Below are 20,435 nucleotides of genomic sequence, written 5' to 3'. Positions count from 1 at the left end.
CTCCCGCCGGGCAGCGCCGACCGCCCCCATGGGCGGCGCTTCGCTTCCGCCCGCGGCCGTCGCCGCCCTCCGGGTCAGGGTTTCACGTTTCAGCTGAACAACGGGATCTGAACGGCCTGGTGGGTCTGCGCGGAATGCTGCGCGGCGATGCCGAATTCCACGGCGCGCCAGCCGTCCTCCAGGCTGACCTCCGGCGCGCGGGTTTCGCCGCGAACAAGGGCCAGAAAATTCCGGTGCTGGTAGAAGGTCGAGCCGTTATGGTCGCCCGCGTCGAGCAGTTCGGGGTCCACGGGGATCGCCTCGCTGACCGGACGTTTGGGGTTGCGCGGAGAAATGCGCAGCATGGGCAGGGGCGGTTCGCCCAGATCGTCGGGCCAGAAGCGGGTGGGGCCAGGGACGAAGGCCTCGATGCGCCCGTCCGGTCCGGTGGCCGACAGTTCCTCCTGGTATTTGGACCCTTCCGCGAACATGCACAGCTCCAGCATCGCGCGTGCGCCGTTCGCGAAATCCGCGATTACATAGCCGTTGTCGAGGACGTCGGGAATGTGACCGTCATGGACCTCGTCGAGATGGTTCACGTCCTGCCCCGCGCTCGCCATGACGCGGACGGGTTCGGACCCCAGGGTCAGGCGCATGAGGTCGAAGAAGTGGCAGCACTTCTCCACGAAGGTTCCCCCGGTGTTGAGGTTGAAGCGGTTCCAGTTGTCGACCTTGCTCAGGAAGGGGAACCGGTGCTCGCGGATGGTCAGCATTTTGATGCCGCCGGTTACGGCTTCGGCCCGCTTGAGGAAGGCGGCAATGGGCGGCATGTAGCGGTATTCCATGCCGACCCAGATATGCGCGGGGTAGGTCTGCGCCAGGGCGCGGATGGCGGAGAGGTTTTCCTCGCCGGTGAAGAGCGGCTTTTCCACGAGCAGGGGCAGGGGGCGGGTCCGTTCGATTTCCAGAAGCTGGTCGCAGTGGAAATGATTGGGGCTCGCGATCACCAGGCAGTCCAGATCAGGCAGGGCCAGCAGCTCGGCCAGGCTGCCGGGGAAGACGGCGTCAGGCGCGAGCGGTTTGGCCCGGTCGCGCATTTCGGCGTTTGGCTCGAGGATCGCGGAGATCTGGGTGTCGGGCAGAAGGTTGATATTTTTGATGTGCTCCCTGCCCATCATGCCACAACCGATCAGGCCGTAGCGGATAGTTTTTTTTGTCATTGCAGTACCGTTATTTGAGACGCTGTACGTAAAGGGCGCGGGCGGTGTCGAACCAGGTTTGCGAGAACTCGACCGGGTGTTCCGGCTCGGACCAGCTTAACCGCGTGATGTAGCCGCAGGTGGTGCCGGGGGGGAGGCTGAAGCCCGGCGGCGCCCAGGCGGGCACGGTTCCGATGCCGACACGGTCCTCCGCGCGGGCGATCCAGAAACCGAGGCGGCTTTGATAGGTGTGGTAGAGCGAGTCCGAGATGGTCTCGCGGGTGAGTTCGCCCATGTCGGCGTCGAGCCAGATCTCCTCCACCGCGATCGGGGTCCGGTCCAGAAACCGCAGGCGCCGGATGCGGGTGCCGCGGTGTGAGGTGCCGAATGTGGGCAGGTCACCGGGTTTGTCGAGGGTGTCGACCGCGAGGATTTCCGCCGTAGGCAGGCCGCCGCCCGCGTGGAGTTCGAGGCGGAACATGGAATAGATGCTGCCGGTGTTTTCGGCATGGCGGATGTAGTTGCCCGATCCCTGCCGCCGTTCCAGGAGGCCGCGTTCGGTAAGCTCGGCAAGCGCCTTTCGCAGGGTGCCGACCGAGGCGCCAAGCTGTCGGGCGAGTTCCCGTTCGGGGGGAAGGCGTTCCCCGTCCAGCAGCCGTCCCGCCCCGATGTCCCGGATGAGACGTTCGCTCAGCTCGATATATTTCGGGAGCGTGTTGGGCGGGTTCATCTGCGTGGCCTAAAAAATTGATACATCATTGATCTATATCAAGGCGGGTGTTACGAAAAGGGAAAAGCAACCTTCCGCGGAGAAATTTCCGATGACTGTCGTACCCGTAACATCGCCCGATCTGGACGCGGCCGAGGTGTCCTGGTTCTCGGCGCTGTGTTCCGATGACTACCGGTATCTTGGCGTTCCCGACGGGGATCTCCGTTCCAGCTGGAGGCACTGTTCGGATATTGTGAAGACCGCCGAGACCCAGGGGTTTCGCAACATCCTTTGCCCGTCCTCCTATCAGGTGGGGCAGGACACCCTGAGCTTTGTGGCCGGGTGTGCGCCGATCACCGACAGGATCAATCTTCTGGCCGCGGTGCGCTGTGGCGAGATGCAGCCGATCATGCTGGCGCGGACGGTGGCGACGCTTGACCACATGCTTGAGGGGCGGCTGACGGTGAACATCATCAGCTCCGATTTCCCCGGCGAGAAGGCGGAAAGCGGATACCGGTATCAGCGCTCGCGCGAGGTTGTGGAGATTCTGAAGCAGGCGTGGACGCGGGACGAGTTCGACCACCAGGGCGAGATCTACAACTTCACCGGGCTGACCACGGATCCGGCGCGACCGTATCAGACGGGTGGGCCGCTGCTCTATTTTGGGGGGTATTCCCCGGCGGCGCTGGACCTCTGCGGCGAGCACTGTGACGTTTACCTGATGTGGCCGGAGAAGAAAGAGGATCTGGCCGGGCGGATGAAGGCGGTGCATGAGCGGGCCGAAGGGTATGGCCGGACGCTGGATTACGGCCTGCGGGTGCATGTGATCGTGCGCGATACCGAGGCCGAGGCGCGGGAATATGCCGATGACATCGTCTCGAAACTCGACGACGAGTACGGCCGCAAGATCCGGGAGAGGGCGCTTGATTCCACCTCGCTCGGCGTGTCGCACCAGTCGAAGAACCGCGATGTGGCCGATGAGTTTGGCTATATCGAGCCACATCTGTGGACCGGTGTGGGCCGGGCGCGGTCGGGCTGTGGCGCGGCGATTGTCGGATCGGCGGACCAGGTTCTGTCCGAGATTGAGGAATATCAGAAGATGGGCATTCGCGCGTTCATTTTTTCCGGCTATCCCCATAAGGAGGAGGCGGAGCATTTTGGCCGTCTGGTCATGCCGCATCTGAAAACATGTTCGCTGCCGGAAGCCTATGGTCGCAAGCCGGCATCGACACCGGCAACACCGCTTGGCGTGGGGGCAAGGGTTTAAATGGAACGTGTAAGTCTCTCAAAAGACATTGAATTCAGCCGCATTGTTTATGGTCTCTGGCGGCTGGGAGACGATCCGGATCATTCGGTGGGTCATGTTCAGGCGAAGCTCGAAAGCTGCCTTGAGCAGGGCATTACCACCTTCGATCAGGCTGATATCTATGGAGATTATGCCTCTGAGGAGATCCTGGGCAATACGCTGAAAGCCGCGCCGGAACTGCGCGACCGGATGGAGATTGTCACCAAATGCGACATCATGCTTCTGTCCGACCGGCGGCCGGGAACGCGGGTGAAGCATTACGATACGTCAGCGGATCATATTCGCACATCCGTCGATAACTCACTGAAAAACATGGGCATTGACGTGATTGACGTTCTGCTGATCCATCGGCCGGATCCGTTGATGGACCATGTGGAAACCGGTGGCGTGCTGGATGAGTTGATCGCGGCGGGCAAGATTCGTGGCGCCGGTGTGTCGAATTTCCGGCCATGGGAGTCTGAGCTGCTTCAGTCGGGGATGAAAAATCTGCTTATTACCAATCAGTTGGAGATCAGTCTTGCGGCGCGGGACAGCCTTTCGAATGGTGATCTCGCATGGTTGCAGCGTCATGGCATTCGGCCGATGGCGTGGTCACCGCTGGGAGGCGGGTCGCTGATGACTGAAACCGGCACGCCGCTTGCGGGTATTCTCGATACGGTTGCGGAGCGGAATGGCGTGGACCGCGCGGCGGTGGCGGTTGCGTGGCTTCTGGCGCATCCTTCTGGAATCATTCCGGTTTTGGGAACGAACAACCTTGAGCGCATTGGGGTGATGTCGAAGGCGATGGATGTGGACATGGATCGTCAGACCTGGTTTGAAATTCTTGAGGCCGCCTGCGGCCATGAGGTGGCATGATGGCGGATGGTGGCGAAATGGGTGCGTTTCGGGACATCCGTCCGGGACCGGAGAACACGCGGGAATTCCGGGAAGCGCTGGGGCGATTTTCCACGGGAGTGACTGTGGTTACGACGCAGACCTCAACCGGTCCCATAGGCATTACGGTCAACAGTTTTTCGAGTGTTTCGCTCGATCCGCCGCTGATCATGTGGTGCGTGGCGAAATCCTCGGGGCGGTATCCGGCGTTTGAGGCGGCGGAACGGTTCGCAGTGCATGTTCTGGGGCATGAACACCGGGACATTGCGGCGGGTTTTGCGAAGTCCGCGACGGCCTTTGAGCACCTCGAACTGGCACAAACCGGTCGCGATTTGGCGCAATCGAGCAGTGATTTGGCACAGTCGTGCAGCGAAGTGGCACAGATTGAGAGTCAAATGGCACAGATTGCTGGGGAAACGGGTGAAAATGTGTCCGCGCCGGCACTTTTTGATGACTGTCTCGCACGGTTTGAGTGTACGGTTGCACAGAAACACGATGCGGGAGATCATCAGATTATCGTGGGTCGTGTGGACCAGGCGGCGTTGCGGGAAGGTGATGCCCTGGTGTTTTGCATGGGTCGGTTCGGACGGTTTCTCGACGCCTGAACGGATGGCTGAAAAGTGATCCGGGGAAACCGGGCACGGGATTAAGGGGAGGTTCCTGAATGGGGCCATTGTTTGCGGTTGTGAAACCGCTTGGTCTGGTGAACGAGACGGTGTTCCGGATTGCGCGGGGCATCGGAGTAGTTGCCGTGGCGCTGATGGTCCTGGTTATCCTGATTCAGGTGTTCTTTCGCTATGTACTGAACAATGCCCTGCCGTGGCCGGATGAGGCGGCGCGGTTCTGCATGCTGTGGATGACGGGGCTGATGGCGCCGACGGCTTTGCGGCGGGGCGGGTTCGTGGCGATCGACATGGCGGTGCGGGCGTTGCCGCGGCGGATGGGGGAGATCCTGTCGCTGCTGCTGCTCATTCTGAGCCTGTCGGTTCTGGTGATGGCGGTCCAGATTGGCTGGAGCGAGGTCACGGGGTTTGGCGGGAAGTTCAAATCCGGGTCGCTGTTCATTCCCTCCGATCTGACCTTCACGGCCTGGGAGAAGATGCCCAAGAGTTGGATGATGGCGTCACTGCTGGTTGGGATCGTGATGATGATTTCGGCCAATATTGAGCTTATCATCCGCAGCGTGATTTCGCTGATGGGTGGTGGTGACAGGCTGAAACCCATTCCGGGTGCGGCGTCGATGGGAGCCGAATGATGCTGATCTGGTTTCTGCCGCTGTTTCTCGTCTTTCTCATGGTCGGTCTGCCGGTGTTTTTCGCGCTGATCGCGGCGCCGGGGATCCTGCTTCTGCTCAATGGGCAGGAGAAGGACCTGACGCTGCTTTACCGTAATGTTTACAACGGTATGGACAGCTTTCCTCTCATGGCGATTCCGTTCTTCATGCTGGCCGGTGAGTTGATGAACCGGGGTGGAATTACCATGCGGCTGGTTGAGTTCAGCCAGGCGCTGATGGGGCATCTGCGCGGGGGACTTGCGCATGTGAACATCCTGTCCTCCATGCTGTTTGCGGGGCTGTCGGGGTCGGCGGTGGCGGATACATCGGCCCTGGGCTCGATGCTGATCCCGGCGATGGAGAAGCAGGGCTATACGCGACGGTTCGCGGCGGCGATTACGGCGGCAAGCTCGGTAATCGGGCCGATCATTCCGCCCTCGGGCATTATGATCATTTACGCCTATGTCATGGGTGAGAGTGTGGCCGCGCTGTTCCTCGCGGGGATTGTGCCGGGTGTTCTGGTCGGTGTTGGCCTGATGCTGATGGTGAAGCTGATGGCGGACCGGTATGATTTCCCGGTGGCCTCGAAGAAGTACACCTGGACGGAGCGGGGACAGGCGAGCCTCAAGGCGTTCTTCCCGTTGATGACGCCGGTGATCATTCTGGGCGGTATTCTGGCCGGGGTGTTTACGCCCACGGAGGCCGCGTCGGTGGCGGTGGCCTATGCGCTGATCGTCGGGTTTTTCGTGCTGCGGACGCTGAAGGTCTCGGACCTGCCGGACATTCTGGGCAAGGCGGGGCTGACCTCGGCGGTGGTGCTGCTGCTCGTGGGGGCGGCGATGGCGTTCAAGACGGTTGTGAGCCTGTCGCACGCGCCGGAGATCATGGCGGAATTTGTCTTAGGCCTGTCCAGTAACCCGCTGATTTTGCTGTTTTTGATCAACCTGCTGCTGTTCGTAGTGGGCATGTTCCTGGATGCGGGGCCGGCGATTATCATCCTGGGTCCAATTTTGGGTCCGATCTTTATTGACCTGGGTGTGGACCCGATCCATTTTGCCATAATCATGAGCGTCAACCTGACGGTTGGGCTGGCGACACCGCCGATGGGGCTGGTGCTGTTTGTGGCCTCATCGGTGTCGGGAGAGAGGGTGGAATCCATTTCCCGTGCCGTGCTGCCATTCCTGGCCGTGGAGATCCTGGTGATTTTCCTGATCACCTATTTTCCGGCCATTTCCATGACGATCCCGCAACTGACCGGGTTTGCGAACTGAAACGAGACTGAACCGGGAGGACTTACGTTGTTCAGAACCACACTAAAATCACTGACGGTGGCGGCCATGCTGGCTGGAACCGCAATTGGCGCCGCCGCGCAGGATTTCACCCTGCGCGCCACGGCGAATTCCAATGAGAATGACGAGGATTATGACGGCCTCGTCGTGTTCAAAAACTACGTCGAACAGGCGTCGAACGGAGCCATCGAGGTTGAGCTGTTCATCGGGACGCAGCTTTGCTCCAACGGTGCGGAGTGCCTTCAGGGCGTGGCCGAGAGCCAGATCGACATCTTCATCTCGACCTCCGGTGGCGCATCGGGGATTTTTCCGTTTGTTCAGGTGCTTGACCTGCCTTACCTGATGGCGGATGACCGCATTGCCGAAACCGTCATGGCCAATGGCAGCCCGTTTGTAACCACCATGCAGGACATGGTGACGGAGGCCTCCGGCGGGGCGATCCGGCTGATGACCATTGGCAACACCGGCGGCTGGCGCAACTTTGCCAATACCCAGCGTCGGGTGCAGACCCCGGCCGATCTGGAGGGTCTGAAGATCCGGACCGTTGTGGCCGATTTGCCGCAGGAACTGGTCAAGGCGCTTGGCGCGTCGCCCACGCCGATCCCGTGGCCGGAGCTGTTCACCTCCTTCCAGACCGGTGTGGTTGAGGGTTCCAAAAACGGTATCACCGATATCATGGGCATGAAGTTCCCCGATGCCGGCCTGCAGTATGTGACGCTTGACGGTCACGCCTATATGGGCGCGCTGTGGTTTATGTCGAACGAGACCTTCATGTCCATGCCCGAGGATCTGCGCCGGGTTGTGGTTGACGGGTTCTATCAGCTTCAGCAGGCCACGTTCGCGTCGCCGAAGCGCAAGTCGATCCAGGCCTATGAGGATTTTGTTGAGGGTGGGGGCGATCTCTACGTGCCGACGCCCGAGGAAAAGGAAGCCTTCAAGGAGGCCGCAGGGCCGGTTTACGACTGGTTCAAGGCCAATGTTGATGGCGGCGAGCAGATCTTCGATGCGCTGAACACGGCTGTTGCCGAGGCCGAGGAAGAGGTCAACGCGGTCCGTGACCGTGAGGTGAACTGACCCCTGGCATGATGCGGGGTTTTGTCGCCCCGCGCTGCGGAAATTGGTCCGTCCTGGAGCGGTCCGGGGCGGGCTTTTCATTGGTGTTTGTGCGGGTGGAAACAGGTACTGATTCTGTCTGTTTGGGTTTCGTTTACCGGTTTGGCAACTTTAACGGTGGTGTTTAACCCCATCATAACACGGGATAACCCATGCTCTGGCGTCGCGGGGGCGAACGGTCTATGATGGGGTTGGGTGGACTTGTGTCGGTTACGCCCCAAATAAGTATGTGTTGCAGGTCGATCGAGGGAACGGCCTGACGGTTTGACGTGGTGGAGTGGGCATGGCTGAGGACGGCCAGACAGGCGGACAAAACGACAGTGATGCACCGGTGCCGTTGAGGCCTCTGGAGGGGCGTGCGCTGGAGGAACGGCTTGCGAAGGCCGAGGCCCGGCGTAAGCAGGCGCTGGCGGAACGCAAGGCCAAAGGGCCGGGCACGGATGAGCCGTCCGCGGAGCGGGTGCTGCCGCGGGCGATTGAGGTTGACGCGTCCGAAACGCCGGTGCCGCATGTGGTCGATGACCGCGAGCCGCCGGCTGCGGCGGTGAAGGACGACACGCCGGCGATACGGCCCGCGCTGGAAGAGGATATGCCGGCTGAGGAAGAAGCGCGCCGGGTCGAGATTTTGGATGCGGAGGCCTTTGATCGCCGTCTGGCCGAGGCGCGGGAGCGCAGGCAGGCGGCCCTGGAGGCCCGCAAGAAGCCCAGGCCGAAGCCTGCGGAGGAAAAACCGCCGGTGGCCGAAAAGCCCGCGGCGAAGGTGCCGTTCTCGAAAATTCCCGGTGTGCGCCGGGCGGGGGTGAACCCGTCGAATTATACGGTGGTGGTTGAGAAGCTGCCCGATCCCGGGCCGCGTCCGGAGCCGGAGGAGCGCCGGGGTGTGCCGCTGGCCGGGGCGCTGGCCGCATCGTTGCTTGCTGCGGTTTGCGTGGCATCGGCGGCGTATGTGTTCCGCGATCCGATCATGCTGATGTTTGCCCAGGCGCCGGATGTGCCGGGCGGGGTGGATGAGGTTGCCTCCGTGTCCCCTGGAGCGGGGGATGGTGGAGCGTCGGCCACGTCAATTCGGGTGGTGGACAGTGCGCGGGGCTGGAACCCGCCGCAGCAGTTTGAAAGCCCGGTCGCGAATGTGGAGCGTCCGTCGGAGTTTCTTCTGAGCGTGCTCGACACGGTGGCGCCGGAGACGACCTCGCCCGTGCGGCTGACCTTCGGGGTGCCGGGTGAGATGCCGCAGGTGCCGGGCTTTCCGTCCGAGCTGTTCACGGAGGAGGGCGCGCATGGCACGCCCGCCGGGTTTGAGACGACCGCTGTTGAGGCGGTGCCGACCGGCCTGCCTGGGCCGGTTGACCAGCGGCCGGAGGTGCGGATGGCCGAGCGGTTCACGCTGCCCGTGGACCCGGGCAAGATCAGTGGTCTTGCCACGGTCACGGCGGATGATCTGAACGTGCCGGATGTGATGACGCTGGCCTCGGTCGGGACGGGGTCGGTGGCGCATCCGGACCGGAGTGGGCCGGTTTATCCGTTCCTGTGGCGGCCGGATGAGCTGGCGGGCCTTGGTGGATCGGTGGTCGATTCGAAGGCTGAACTGGCGCCGCGCAATGCGGCTCTGGTACGGCACGGGTCGCCGGAGCCTCTGGTTGGGTATGACGCCATTCAGGAGGATGGTGGCAGCCTCGACGAGCTGGTGACGCCGGGTGAGGCTCTGGCCGCTGAGGAGGAGGTGACGCCCACGGCATTCACGCAGACGCGGGTGCCGGTGCACTATCCGTCCAATGCGGGTTCGTCGGCCGCGAATGCGGTGGCTCTCCTGCGGGCGAATGGGGTTGATCAATCGAATGCGGTGCCGGTCGGGTTTTCGATCAGCCGCAGCAATGTGCGCTATTACTTCGACAGTGACCGTGAGGCGGCGCAGAAGGTCGTGGATGTTTTGAACGCGGGTGGTCAGCCGGGTGGCGTTGAGCTGCGTGATTTCACCGATTTCCGGCCGTCGCCGGAAAGGGGGATGATCGAGGTCTGGCTCTCCGGTGAGCCGCAGCGGAGCGCGGCCGCGCCGCAGCCGGCGGCCCCGGCGGTGCGTCAGCAGCCGGCAGCACAGGCGCCGTCGAGCCGCGAGATGCAGGAGCTTGAGGCATTGCGGCAGAGACGCCAGGCGATGGTAGAGCAGCTTCTGCGCCAGCAGTTGTCGGAGTGATGCGGGTTGTGACGCCGTGTTAACCAGTTCGTGAAAAGGCCGGAAATTCCGGCCTTTTTTAATGTCCTGATTTCAAAGGATTTTCGCGGGTTTCTCATTTCGGCGGGTTTTTGCCTGCCTGAGAAATGGGCATTCAGCGCTTCCAATTTTCATAAAACACCGCTAAAAACCCGTGCTGTCTGTCGGGATTCGGGCTGTTTGCCCCTGCGCGTTTAAGCGGGTCCCGGCCAGCGTGACTGAGTGGTGGGGACACGTCAATTGGGTAACAAACGCAAGATCGGCATTACGGTTGCCGCGATGATACTGGCGATCCAGATGGGCAACCAGCTGGATGCGGCGGAGCCGACGCTCGATGAGCTGGGCAAGATTGCCGTGTTCCTGGAGAACAACGATGTGGACGCCCTGGCGGCGTTCCTGGAGGTCAATCCGGACCTGATGGAAGGCGATACGCAGTTTGCGGTTCTGCTGCGCCAGTTCATGGACGAATCCGAGGACATGAACGCGTTTTTCTCGCTCAAGGACGCGGGCGATGACCTGAGAAACAGTGCCGGGTCCTGGGATCTGGGGTCGGGCGACTCCCCCGATGCGTCGCGGGGTCTGGGGCTGTCGGCGGCGGCGTACTGACGGGGTTGGACGCGCGACGCGACCCTGCGATCGATCACAAAGCGACGTAAATACCGGTTGTCCGGGCTGTGTTTTCAACTATAGCCTGCGGTAACATGGTGATTTCAATGACTATCCCATTCCCGCGCGGTGTCCCGTGGTGACGCCGGTGCGGATTTCGCGATCCAATGCGCCGCGTCCGCGCAGGCGGGTGACGCTCGTGGTCGATCCGCGCTTTTCCGGCGGGACCTCGGCCGCCGTGGCGGCGGAGATCGGGACGCTGGCGCCGCATGTGGACCTGTCCGTGGTGGCGGTGGAGACCGCGATGTTCAGCGGGCGCACCGTCCATGCCGGTCTTCAGCGGGCGATGGAGGAGAATGGGATCGATCTTGTGTGGAACCCGAAGGTCGTTCGTGGCGATGTGGTTGTCATCCACAATCCGTCCTGTCTCAAGTTCAATTCCGATCTGGCCCTGCGCATCAGCTGCCGGGTGGCGGTGGTGGTGACCCATGAGAATTTCGTGCGCCCGAACGGGTCGGAAGGCTTTGATGTGGGCCTCTGCCTGGATCTGATTGACCGGGCGCTGGTCTGTGGCGTGCGGGTTCTGGCACCGGTGTCGGATTACAACCGGCTGGGCGTGGCGGAGTGGCTGGACAGGGAAGGCGCGGCCTGGGATCTGGCTGAGTTCAACTGGTTCAACATCTGTGATTTCGAGATGAAGGCCCCGAACCCTGCGCCGGCGGACCGGCGGGGTCGGCATTCGCGGGCCGGGCTGGAAAAGTTTCCGCCGCTGGGCGTGATGAAGGCTCATTTTCCGAAGACCGCTGAGAGCTGTACCATTCTGGGCGGGGATTATTTTCTGGAGGATCCCGACAGTGTGCCCGCGCACTGGACCGTGCGAAAATTCGGTGCGATGGATGTGGGCGAATTTTTGCGCGAACTGGACTTTTTCGTGTATTTTACACACTCGAGCTGGCGGGAAAGCTTTGGTCGTGTGATTGCCGAGGCGATCGCGGCGGGCAAGCTGGTCATAACGGATGCGGGGACGGCGCGGGTGTTTGGCGACGCGGTGGTGTCCTCCGATGGCAGCGATGTGGATGAGATTGTGGCGGCATATGTGGCCGATCCGGAGGGGTATGTGCGCTTTGTCGAGGAGGCGCAGCGGGCGCTGGAGCGGTTTCGTCCGGAGCGGTTCGTGAGCGACGTCCTGCGGGGTATTGAGCGGTTGGAAGAGGCCGGGGTTGATGCTGTTTTGTGAGCCGGGCGGCGACGGTCTGAGGGATTTCGAGGAGCTGGCGGTTTTTGTTGACCAGCTGCGCCAGCTTGGCCATGAGGCGGGCATCCGGGTGGACAGCGTGCCGCGGGAGCTGAACCGGAACTCGCAGTTCGATCTGGCGCGGTTTCTGGTCGACGGGCATGGCGGGCCGGAGGATATGGTGGTTCTGGGTGGGGCGCACCGGACCACGACACGCAAACTGGCGCGGCTGCGGCGGCACGCGGAAGCCGACATGACGGACTGCCTGGCGTTTGGCAGTTTCGAGAACCGGCAGCAGCGGATCGGCGTGGAGACGCGGCTGTCCTATGTGTTTGGGCGGGATCCGAAGATTGTGGATCTGGCCATGACGGCGGTGGCCGGGACCGGGAAAACCCGGGGGTTTCCGGTCATTGGCGTGAAGTCGGCCTCAGAACGCGCGGGTCTGCCACGGGTGCTGATCGTGCGGCCTGACCTGGAGGACCGGGCGAGTGAGCGGGCGCTGATTTCGCTCTCGCTCTCGAAGCGGTTCAATCTGGCGGTGCTGACGGACGGGAAGTCGAAACACGCCTGGAAGGCGCGGCACGGCAACGCCATTCCGGTCTATCATTTTGGTGAGATGCTGCCCTCGAGCCTGTCGGAGCGGGTGGATGTCTGCGTGACGTTTACGCCGCTGGAGCGGAATTACCGTTTGCAGTGTCTGGCGGCGAACCTGGCGCGGTCCTCGAAGGTTCTGATCGATGGGACGCTGGACCACGGGATTGCGGCGAAGGCGGATGTTTTTGTGCGCGGTCCGGTGGATGTGGCTGGAGTTGCGGCGTTTTTGGAAAGCAACATTCTGCCGAACCTGGAGCAGATCGGACGGCATACGCTGGCGTCGGCTTTTTCGCGGGGCTGTGATCCGGCGGTGGTTCTGGAGGCGTTGCCCGCACCGGCGGAGGTCGGGACGGCAGCGGCAGGGCCGTCGCGGATCGTGTTCATGCCCACCAACGGGGTGGGGCTGGGTCATGCGCAGCGCTGTTCGCTGATTGCGCGGGAGTTTGCGCCGCAGGCGAAGCGCTCGGTTTTTGCGGTGTTCCCGTCCTGTGTGCGGCTGGTCAAGTCCTTCGGGTTCGATACCATGCCGCTGATCGGGCGGAGCGGGCTGCATGCGCAGAGCCATGAGAATGACATCGTCAATTACCTGCGGCTTGGGGCGCTGGCGGAGCCGGGCGACACGCTGGTGTTTGATGGCGGCTATGTGTTCGACAGTGTCTACCGGACTGTATTGGAGAAGCGGCTGCGCGGGGTGTGGATCCGGCGGGGGCTTTGGAAGGCGGAGCAGGACAATTCCGTTGCGCTCGACCGGGAGAAGGCCTTTGAGCGGGTGATCGTGCCGCGTGAGGCGTTTGACGAGCTGAATTTCGACTATTCCTCCGGGCGGCATCTGGTTCAGGTGGGGCCGGTGGTGCAGCGGATTTCCGTGTCCGATCAGGAGCGGGCGTCGTTTCGGGAGGCGCTGGCAGAGCGGATGGGGCGGCCGTTTGAGCGGCTGGTGGTGTCTTTGCTGGGCGGCGGTGTGGCGGCGGATCGCGGGGCGCAGCTGCAGGCGCTGTGCGGGATGATGGAGCGGCGCGATGATGTTCTGCATCTGATTGTGGTCTGGCCGACGGCGAGCGTGCAGCCAAATCTCTACAACTGGCGCAACAGCCGCGTGGTGCGGACCTCGCAGGCCGGGGTTTTGATGGCGAATGCGGATCTGTCGGTGAGTGCGGCGGGGTATAACTCGTTCCACGAGGCGCTTTATAACCGCGCGCCGACGATTTTCATTCCCCAGGGCGGATCGTTTATGGACGACCAGCCCGCGCGGGCGGAAGCGGCGCGGGAGAGGGGTGTCGCGGGTTATGTCGAGCCGTTCGATCTGATGCGGCTTGAGCGGGAGATTGGCCGGATGCTGGATGGTGACGGGGCGGCGCGGATGCTGGATGCTCTTGGGCGGCTGGAGCTGCCGGAGACCGGCAACCGCGCGGCGGCGGGCTGTATTGAGGAGTTGGGCAATGGGTTTGCAGACCTGGACGGAGATACTGTCCAGAATTACGTCCCAGGACGCTGAGGACCTTGAGGATCTGATTGCGGAGCGGTTCCCGCGCAGTGAGGCTGTGGGCGGTGACGTGTTTCCCGAACCCGTGGCGGTGCTGCGGCGGGAGACACAGATGCGGGATCCGGCGACGGTCTGCGTGGGTCTGCGTGTGCTGGAGCAGATGCCGGATGTGGCGGACCGGGCCATGCGGCTCGCGAGTTTTGCGCTGGAGCGGCAGGTGGAGATTGTCATTCTGTCGCACTGTGACCGCAGTGGTTTCGAGCGCTTCGGGTTCCGTGTGGAGCTGGTGAAGGGCGATACGGAAGCGGCGCGGGCGGCCTGTGAGGAGCAGATCTGCCGGATGTGGAATATTGATCTGGTTCTTTAGGTGTGTGGGGTAAGGTGTTGGTTTGCCTGAGTTAAGCCGTGCCTGCGTCGGACCGGGGACGGCGCACCGAACGGTTGATCGTCGCGGTTTTATGGCGTCGTGTACCGCGTGCCTCGGATGTGGGAGCAGCCGGTGACGTTGCGTCGGCCCATGGGGCGGTCCGACGCAGGCACGGCGGGGTTTCACCCCTTTGTTCCGTGCCGGGGCTTTTGGCGGTCGTTATTTTCGGTAGTACTCCCGATACCATTCCACCAGGTTGGGCACGCCTTCGCTGACGGGCGTGGCGGGGCGGTAGCCTGTGGCGGTCTCCAGCCGTGAACTGTCGGCGAAGGTGTCAGGCACGTCGCCGGGTTGCAGGGGCAGAAGCTCCTTTTGGGCTTTTTTGCCGAGCGCGTTCTCGATGGCGGCGATGAAGTCGCCGAGGTGGACCGGATCGTTGTTGCCGATGTTGTAGATGCGGAACGGTGCGTTCGACGTGCCGGGATCGGGTCGTGCTGCGTCCCAGGCCGGATCGGGGGTGGCTGGCTGGTCGGAGGCGCGGATCACGCCATCCACAATGTCGTCGATATAGGTGAAATCGCGGCTGTGGTTGCCGTGGTTGAATACCCTGATGGGGCGGTCATTGGCGATGGCGTTGGTGAAGAGGAACGGCGCCATGTCCGGACGGCCCCAGGGGCCATAGACCGTGAAGAAGCGCAGCCCGGTGCAGGGAAGGCCGTAGAGATGGGCGTAGGAATGGGCCATCAGCTCGTTGGAGCGTTTGGTGGCGGCGTAGAACTGCAACGGGTGGTCAACGCCATGGGCCTCGGAAAACGGCATGGTGGTGTTGCCGCCATAGACGCTTGAGGTGGAGGCGAAGGTCAGGTGTTTGACGCCGTGGTGGCGGCAGGCTTCGAGAATGTGGGTGAAGCCGAGGATGTTGCTGTGGACATAGGCGAGCGGGTTTTCGATGGAGTAGCGGACACCAGCCTGGGCGGCGAGGTTGATGACCCGATCCGGTTTTTCGTCTGAGAAACAGGCGTTTACGGCGTTCTGATCCGCCAGATCCTGACGGTGGAAGCTGTAGGGCGTGCCGGTTTTGCGCGCGACCTCATCAAGTCTGGCGAGGCGGGCTTCCTTGAGGGTGGGGTCGTAATAGTCATTGACCACGTCGAAGCCGATAACCGGGTCACCGCGTTCGAGCAGGGCTTTGGCGACGTGGTATCCAATAAACCCCGCCGATCCCGTGACCAAAGTTGGCATTTCGACGGCTCCGTTAAGAGGCGGTTTCCGGGGAATTGGCCGTGCCTGGTAGACCGCGGCCAATGGCGTAGTAGTCGAAACCGCGTTTTGCCATGCGCCTCGGGTCGAAGAGATTGCGGCCGTCGAAAATCACCGGTTTGGCCAGGCGTTCCATAATGAGATCGAAATCGGGTGCGCGGAAGGCCTCCCATTCGGTCATGGTCACGAGCGCGTCGGCGCCTTTCAGGCAGCCTTCCTTGGTGCCGCAGAGGGTGAGGTCGTCGCGGTCGCCGTAGATGCGCTGGGTTTCCTCCATCGCCTCGGGGTCATAGGCCTGAACCTTCGCACCGGCGGCCCAGAGAGCCTCCATCAGATTGCGGCTTGCGGCTTCGCGCATGTCGTCGGTCTTGGGTTTGAAGCTGAGGCCCCAGAGAGCAAAGGTTTTGCCGGAAAGATCGCCTTTGAAGTGGTGGAGGATCTTTTCGAAGATGACGTTTTTCTGGGCGTTGTTGCGGTTTTCCACGGCGTTGAGCACGATGGGATCGAAGCCGTTTTCCTGAGCCGTGTGGATCAACGCCTTGACATCCTTGGGGAAACAGGATCCACCATAACCCGCGCCGGGATAGATGAAATGGTAGCCGATGCGCTGGTCCGCGCCGATGCCGACGCGCACGCTCTCAATATCGGCGCCGAGCTTTTCGGCGAGGTTTGCAATCTCATTGATGAAGCTGATTTTGGTCGCGAGCATGCAGTTGGCGGCATATTTTGTCAGTTCCGCCGAGCGCACGTCCATGACGATGACCTTGTCGCGGGAACGGTTGAACGGCTCGTAGACCTCGCGCATCAGGTCCTCGGTCTCGCGGTTGGTGGTTCCGATGACGATGCGGTCGGGGCTCATGCAGTCGGCAACGGCGGCGCCCTCCTTGAGGAATTCCGGGTTGGAGACAACGTCGAAATCGAGGGTGCTGCCCCGTGCCGCGAGGGTTTTGGCGACGCGTTCGCGCACCTTGTCGGCGGTGCCGACCGGCACGGTGGACTTGTTGATGATGACCTTGGGCCGGGTCATGTGTTCCGCAATGGTTTCAGCCACTTTCAGGACATACTGAAGGTCAGCTGATCCGTCCTCGTCGGGCGGGGTGCCGACGGCAATGAACTGCATGTCGCCGTGTTCAACACCCTGGACGGCGTCGGTGGTGAAGTTGAGGCGGCCGTCGGCGTGGTTCTTGACCACCATGTCCTCGAGCCCCGGCTCATAGATGGGGATGCGTCCGGCCTTCAGTCCCTCAACCTTTGCGGCGTCCACGTCGATGCACAGGACGTCATGGCCAACCTGGGCAAGGACCGTGCCCTGTACCAGTCCGACATAGCCGGTTCCAAAGACCGTAATCCTCATCAATACACCCCATTTCCCAAATAATCTGACCGTCCGGTGACCGGATCGTCAGGGGTAGTAGCAACATTAATTGATGGGGCCAATAGATTTGGGTCCTGGGGGACGGGTGGTGTTGCGGTTTAGACATGTGGGCAATCCCTGCCGGAGACAGGAAGATGCTGGCCTTGTGGATTTGAATGATGCACAAAAACCGTGTGGGCCTGCGCCCGCAAAGGGGATGTATCAAACGGCACAAGGGGGACACATGGTCAGGGCACTGGTGGTTGAGAAGGCGGAGGATGGCAGCACCTCGGCGGGGGTTCAGGATCTGGAGATGGACCGGTTTCCGCAGGGGGACGTGACCGTTGCGGTTGAGTATTCCACGCTGAACTACAAGGACGGTCTGTGTATTGGGCCGGGCGGGGGACTGGTGCGGACATATCCGCATGTGCCGGGCATTGATTTCGCCGGAACGGTGGAGAGCTCGAATGACGACCGCTACAGCCCGGGTGACAGGGTGATCCTGACCGGCTGGCGCGTGGGGGAGGTGCACTGGGGCGGTTACGCCGAGAAGGCGCGGGTGAGCGGTGACTGGCTGGTGCCGCTGCCGGAAGGTTTGACGACGCGGCAGGCGATGGCCGTGGGCACGGCGGGGTTTACCGCGATGCTGGCCGTGAATGCTTTGGAGGCGCATGGACTGATTCCGCGGCATGGCCCGGTCCTCGTCACCGGGGCTGCGGGGGGTGTGGGGTCGGTGGCGACCGCGATCCTGTCCTCGCTCGGGTTTGAGGTGGTGGGCGTGTCGGGTCGTCCGGAAGCCACGGATTACATCACAGGCATGGGCGCGTCGCGGGTAATCGACCGCTCGGAGCTTGCGGAAACGGTCAAACGGCCGCTTGAAGCTGAGACCTGGGCGGGCTGTGTTGACGCGGTTGGCGGGTCGATGCTGGCGCGGGTGCTGGGGCAGATGAACTATGGCGCGTCAGTTGCGGCCGTGGGTCTGGCGGGGGGTGCGCAGTTGCCCTGTACGGTTATTCCGTTCCTTCTGCGCGGGGTGAACCTGCTCGGCATCGACAGTGTGATGAAACCCTATGATGACCGGGTGCGGGCGTGGAACCGGATTGCCTCGGACCTGCCGATGGAGCGGCTGGAGGAAATGGTTGTTCCCGCGACGCTGGAGGATCTGCCGCAGCTTGGGGCGGATATTCTGAAGGGTCAGGTGCGGGGCCGCGTGGTTGTTGACGTGAACGCCTGAGCGGGGGATTCGCGGAGCCGGTTCCCGATGGGTGGGATTTCCGGCTCCCGTTAAAAATGTCAAGCGGCGTCAGATGGTCCGGGGCGGATTGGTCGCGGCGGGCGTGGCTTGGTGGTTGTTTTTCCGCGTTTGCGCGGCCGCCGGAGCAGTTCGGTGGAAATACTCATACAAATTTCGCGGCACGGTTGATTTTTTCGCCGCAAGTAACGAAGGTTACATGGTTTTGATGTGCCGGGTGGGCTTGTTACCCGGCGGTGGTGGCGTGCCCGGATGGAGGTCCGTGAGGGGGTTTCGTCCGGTGAATAGTTAATTTTTGACAGTTTTTCATAACAGGGGAGTTTTTATTTTACAAAATAAACCCATTGATAACAGTGGCATATATATTTTTTGACAAAATATGCTATTAAGGGTGCAACAAAGAACACGGGCGCCCTACGGCGTGAATAAAAATATCGTGACCTGGGAGTGAAAAAATGTCTGACGAGGTAATGGATAATACGGCTGATGCTGGCACGGGTTCAGGCCCGGGTGGCGTCACCCCCCATATCGACCTTTCGCGTTATGAGGAGATGTACGCGGCGTCGGTTTCGGATCCGGAGGGGTTCTGGCGGGAGCACGGGCAGCGGGTTGACTGGATCCGGCCCTATACGAAGGTGAAGAACACCTCGTTTGAGCCCGGCAATGTGAGCATCAAATGGTATGAGGATGGCACGCTGAACGTGGCGGCCAACTGCATCGACCGGCACCTGGCGACGCGGGGCGACCAGACGGCGATCCTGTTTGAGCCGGATGACCCGAAGGACCCGGCGCTGCACATCACCTACCGTCAGCTGCATGACAGCGTCTGCCGCATGGCGAATGTCCTGAAGGACCTCGGTGTGGGCAAGGGCGACCGGGTGGTGCTGTATCTCCCGATGATCCCGGAGGCGGCTTACGCAATGCTCGCCTGTGCGCGGATCGGCGCCATTCACTCGATCGTTTTCGCGGGCTTCTCGCCGGACGCGCTGGCCGCGCGGATCAACGGCTCCGAGGCCAAGGTGGTGATCACGGCGGATCACGCGCCGCGGGGCGGGCGGGTCACCCACCTCAAATCCAATACCGATGAGGCGCTGCTGCACTGCTCCGACAGGGTGAAGTGCCTGGTGGTCAAGCATACCGGCGCCCAGACCACCTGGATCGCCGACCGGGATGTGGACTGCAACGCGCTGATGGCCGAGGCCTCGAACGAATGCGCGCCGGAGGAGATGAATGCGGAGGATCCGCTGTTCATTCTCTACACCTCCGGCTCCACCGGCCAGCCCAAGGGCGTGGTGCACAGCTCCGGCGGCTATCTGGTTTACGCCTCGATGACCCATGAGATCGTGTTCGACTACCACGAGGGCGACGTGTTCTGGTGCACGGCCGATGTGGGCTGGGTCACGGGGCACAGCTACATCGTCTACGGGCCGCTCGCCAACGGCGCCACGACCGTGATGTTCGAGGGCGTGCCGACATTCCCCGACGCCTCGCGCTTCTGGCAGGTCTGCGAGAAGCATGGGGTCAACCAGTTCTACACCGCGCCGACGGCCATTCGCGCTTTGATGGCGCAGGGCACGGAGTTTGTGGAGAAATGTGACCTTTCCGCCCTGCGCACGCTTGGTACGGTGGGCGAGCCGATCAACCCGGAGGCCTGGAACTGGTACAACGACGTGGTGGGCAAGGGGAACTGCCCCATCGTCGACACCTGGTGGCAGACGGAAACCGGCGGGCATCTGCTGACCCCGCTGCCGGGCGCGCACACACCCAAGCCCGGTTCCGCGATGAAGCCGTTTTTCGGGGTGCAGCCGGTGGTGCTGGAGCCCACATCGGGCGAGGAGATCACGGAGGTGCCGTGCGAGGGTGTGCTGTGCCTCAAGGACAGCTGGCCCGCGCAGATGCGCACGGTCTGGGGCGACCACGAGCGGTTCGAGAAGACCTATTTCTCGGACTACAAGGGGTATTACTTCGCCGGGGACGGATGCAAACGGGATGAGGACGGGGATTTCTGGATCACGGGCCGCGTCGACGACGTGATCAACGTCTCCGGTCACCGCATGGGCACGGCCGAGATCGAGAGCGCGCTGGTGGCGCATGTAAAGGTGGCCGAGGCCGCCGTGGTGGGCTACCCGCATGACATCAAGGGGCAGGGCATCTACGCCTATGTCACGCTGATGGATGGCGAGGAATACACCGAGGAACTGCGCAAGGAGTTGCGCCAGTGGGTGCGCACGGAGATCGGGCCGATTGCGAGCCCTGATCTGATCCAGTGGGCACCGGGCCTGCCGAAGACCCGCTCGGGCAAGATCATGCGCCGCATCCTGCGCAAGATCGCCGA

General features: G+C 62.3%; 17 protein-coding genes. 13 read left to right on the top strand and 4 right to left on the bottom strand.

Annotation, left to right across the window (positions count from 1 at the left end; genetic code table 11):
- Positions 1-89: 89 nt before the first annotated feature.
- Together ACP15P_RS21340 and ACP15P_RS21335 are read right to left on the bottom strand one after the other, a co-directional pair.
- Positions 90-1,199: a Gfo/Idh/MocA family protein gene (locus ACP15P_RS21340; protein ID WP_424930494.1), complete on the bottom strand. Its 1,110-nt coding sequence runs from the start codon at positions 1,197-1,199 to the stop codon at positions 90-92.
- Between the two features lie 10 nt (positions 1,200-1,209).
- The gene (locus ACP15P_RS21335; RefSeq protein WP_424930493.1) at positions 1,210-1,908 is read right to left on the bottom strand and encodes a GntR family transcriptional regulator; all 699 of its coding nucleotides are present in this window, start codon (positions 1,906-1,908) and stop codon (positions 1,210-1,212) included.
- A 91-nt stretch (positions 1,909-1,999) separates the two neighbouring features.
- On the opposite strand from ACP15P_RS21335, the gene ACP15P_RS21330 reads away from it, so the two are divergent.
- From ACP15P_RS21330 to ACP15P_RS21280, 11 genes are all read left to right on the top strand, one after another.
- Positions 2,000-3,154 (top strand): LLM class flavin-dependent oxidoreductase, encoded by a 1,155-nt coding sequence (locus ACP15P_RS21330; RefSeq protein ID WP_424930492.1) that lies wholly within the window; start codon positions 2,000-2,002, stop codon positions 3,152-3,154.
- Positions 3,155-4,048: an aldo/keto reductase gene (locus tag ACP15P_RS21325; protein WP_424930491.1), complete on the top strand. Its 894-nt coding sequence runs from the start codon at positions 3,155-3,157 to the stop codon at positions 4,046-4,048.
- Positions 4,045-4,671: a flavin reductase family protein gene (locus tag ACP15P_RS21320; protein ID WP_424930490.1), complete on the top strand. Its 627-nt coding sequence runs from the start codon at positions 4,045-4,047 to the stop codon at positions 4,669-4,671. The genes ACP15P_RS21325 and ACP15P_RS21320 overlap by 4 nt, the downstream gene beginning before the upstream one ends.
- Before the next feature lie 59 nt (positions 4,672-4,730).
- Positions 4,731-5,321 (top strand): TRAP transporter small permease, encoded by a 591-nt coding sequence (locus tag ACP15P_RS21315; protein WP_424930489.1) that lies wholly within the window; start codon positions 4,731-4,733, stop codon positions 5,319-5,321.
- Complete coding sequence (locus ACP15P_RS21310) at positions 5,321-6,610, top strand: TRAP transporter large permease (protein ID WP_424930530.1); 1,290 nt, start codon at positions 5,321-5,323, stop codon at positions 6,608-6,610. The genes ACP15P_RS21315 and ACP15P_RS21310 overlap by 1 nt, the downstream gene beginning before the upstream one ends.
- A gap of 66 nt (positions 6,611-6,676) precedes the next feature.
- Positions 6,677-7,702 carry a TRAP transporter substrate-binding protein gene (locus ACP15P_RS21305; protein WP_424930529.1) on the top strand — a complete coding sequence of 342 codons (1,026 nt, stop codon included), beginning with the start codon at positions 6,677-6,679 and terminating at the stop codon, positions 7,700-7,702.
- 322 nt (positions 7,703-8,024) lie between these two features.
- The gene (locus tag ACP15P_RS21300) at positions 8,025-9,932 is read left to right on the top strand and encodes a hypothetical protein (protein WP_424930488.1); all 1,908 of its coding nucleotides are present in this window, start codon (positions 8,025-8,027) and stop codon (positions 9,930-9,932) included.
- A gap of 258 nt (positions 9,933-10,190) precedes the next feature.
- The gene (locus ACP15P_RS21295; RefSeq protein WP_424930487.1) at positions 10,191-10,556 is read left to right on the top strand and encodes a hypothetical protein; all 366 of its coding nucleotides are present in this window, start codon (positions 10,191-10,193) and stop codon (positions 10,554-10,556) included.
- Positions 10,557-10,704: 148 nt separating this feature from the next.
- The gene (locus ACP15P_RS21290; RefSeq protein WP_424930486.1) at positions 10,705-11,793 is read left to right on the top strand and encodes a glycosyltransferase family protein; all 1,089 of its coding nucleotides are present in this window, start codon (positions 10,705-10,707) and stop codon (positions 11,791-11,793) included.
- On the top strand, positions 11,780-13,879 hold the full coding sequence (locus tag ACP15P_RS21285) for a glycosyltransferase (protein WP_424930485.1): 2,100 nt from the start codon (positions 11,780-11,782) through the stop codon (positions 13,877-13,879). The genes ACP15P_RS21290 and ACP15P_RS21285 overlap by 14 nt, the downstream gene beginning before the upstream one ends.
- Positions 13,824-14,234 (top strand): hypothetical protein, encoded by a 411-nt coding sequence (locus ACP15P_RS21280; protein ID WP_424930484.1) that lies wholly within the window; start codon positions 13,824-13,826, stop codon positions 14,232-14,234. Before ACP15P_RS21285 ends, ACP15P_RS21280 begins: the two co-directional genes overlap by 56 nt.
- A gap of 219 nt (positions 14,235-14,453) precedes the next feature.
- Here ACP15P_RS21280 and ACP15P_RS21275 read toward each other — a convergent pair whose 3' ends face one another.
- Both ACP15P_RS21275 and ACP15P_RS21270 read right to left on the bottom strand, forming a co-directional pair.
- A complete protein-coding gene (locus ACP15P_RS21275; RefSeq protein ID WP_424930483.1) occupies positions 14,454-15,476 on the bottom strand; it encodes an NAD-dependent epimerase in 1,023 nt (340 codons plus the stop codon).
- 13 nt (positions 15,477-15,489) lie between these two features.
- A complete protein-coding gene (locus ACP15P_RS21270) occupies positions 15,490-16,848 on the bottom strand; it encodes a UDP-glucose dehydrogenase family protein (RefSeq protein WP_424930482.1) in 1,359 nt (452 codons plus the stop codon).
- A 244-nt stretch (positions 16,849-17,092) separates the two neighbouring features.
- Between ACP15P_RS21270 and ACP15P_RS21265 the strand changes: the two genes are divergently transcribed.
- Both ACP15P_RS21265 and acs read left to right on the top strand, forming a co-directional pair.
- Positions 17,093-18,082 carry an MDR family oxidoreductase gene (locus ACP15P_RS21265; RefSeq protein ID WP_424930481.1) on the top strand — a complete coding sequence of 330 codons (990 nt, stop codon included), beginning with the start codon at positions 17,093-17,095 and terminating at the stop codon, positions 18,080-18,082.
- A gap of 569 nt (positions 18,083-18,651) precedes the next feature.
- Positions 18,652-20,435: acetate--CoA ligase (gene acs / locus ACP15P_RS21260; RefSeq protein ID WP_424930528.1), on the top strand; the 1,784-nt coding region annotated here is incomplete at its 3' end.

The sequence above is a fragment of the Amaricoccus tamworthensis genome, from assembly GCF_049800875.1.
Classification (GTDB): Bacteria; Pseudomonadota; Alphaproteobacteria; order Rhodobacterales; family Rhodobacteraceae; genus Amaricoccus; species Amaricoccus tamworthensis.
The sequence above is the reverse complement of the archived record's forward strand: the minus strand, read 5'-3'. Positions and strand labels throughout refer to the sequence as shown.

Coding starts and splice junctions, on each gene's coding strand:
- ACP15P_RS21310 (WP_424930530.1), top strand. CDS start 5,321: ATGCTGATCTGGTTTCTGCCGCTGTTTCTCGTCTTTCTCATGGTCGGT.
- ACP15P_RS21305 (WP_424930529.1), top strand. CDS start 6,677: ATGCTGGCTGGAACCGCAATTGGCGCCGCCGCGCAGGATTTCACCCTG.
- ACP15P_RS21265 (WP_424930481.1), top strand. CDS start 17,093: ATGGTCAGGGCACTGGTGGTTGAGAAGGCGGAGGATGGCAGCACCTCG.
- ACP15P_RS21320 (WP_424930490.1), top strand. CDS start 4,045: ATGATGGCGGATGGTGGCGAAATGGGTGCGTTTCGGGACATCCGTCCG.
- ACP15P_RS21335 (WP_424930493.1), bottom strand. CDS start 1,908: ATGAACCCGCCCAACACGCTCCCGAAATATATCGAGCTGAGCGAACGT.
- ACP15P_RS21280 (WP_424930484.1), top strand. CDS start 13,824: ATGGGTTTGCAGACCTGGACGGAGATACTGTCCAGAATTACGTCCCAG.
- ACP15P_RS21285 (WP_424930485.1), top strand. CDS start 11,780: ATGCTGTTTTGTGAGCCGGGCGGCGACGGTCTGAGGGATTTCGAGGAG.
- ACP15P_RS21300 (WP_424930488.1), top strand. CDS start 8,025: ATGGCTGAGGACGGCCAGACAGGCGGACAAAACGACAGTGATGCACCG.
- ACP15P_RS21315 (WP_424930489.1), top strand. CDS start 4,731: ATGGGGCCATTGTTTGCGGTTGTGAAACCGCTTGGTCTGGTGAACGAG.
- ACP15P_RS21275 (WP_424930483.1), bottom strand. CDS start 15,476: ATGCCAACTTTGGTCACGGGATCGGCGGGGTTTATTGGATACCACGTC.
- ACP15P_RS21325 (WP_424930491.1), top strand. CDS start 3,155: ATGGAACGTGTAAGTCTCTCAAAAGACATTGAATTCAGCCGCATTGTT.
- ACP15P_RS21270 (WP_424930482.1), bottom strand. CDS start 16,848: ATGAGGATTACGGTCTTTGGAACCGGCTATGTCGGACTGGTACAGGGC.
- ACP15P_RS21330 (WP_424930492.1), top strand. CDS start 2,000: ATGACTGTCGTACCCGTAACATCGCCCGATCTGGACGCGGCCGAGGTG.
- ACP15P_RS21340 (WP_424930494.1), bottom strand. CDS start 1,199: ATGACAAAAAAAACTATCCGCTACGGCCTGATCGGTTGTGGCATGATG.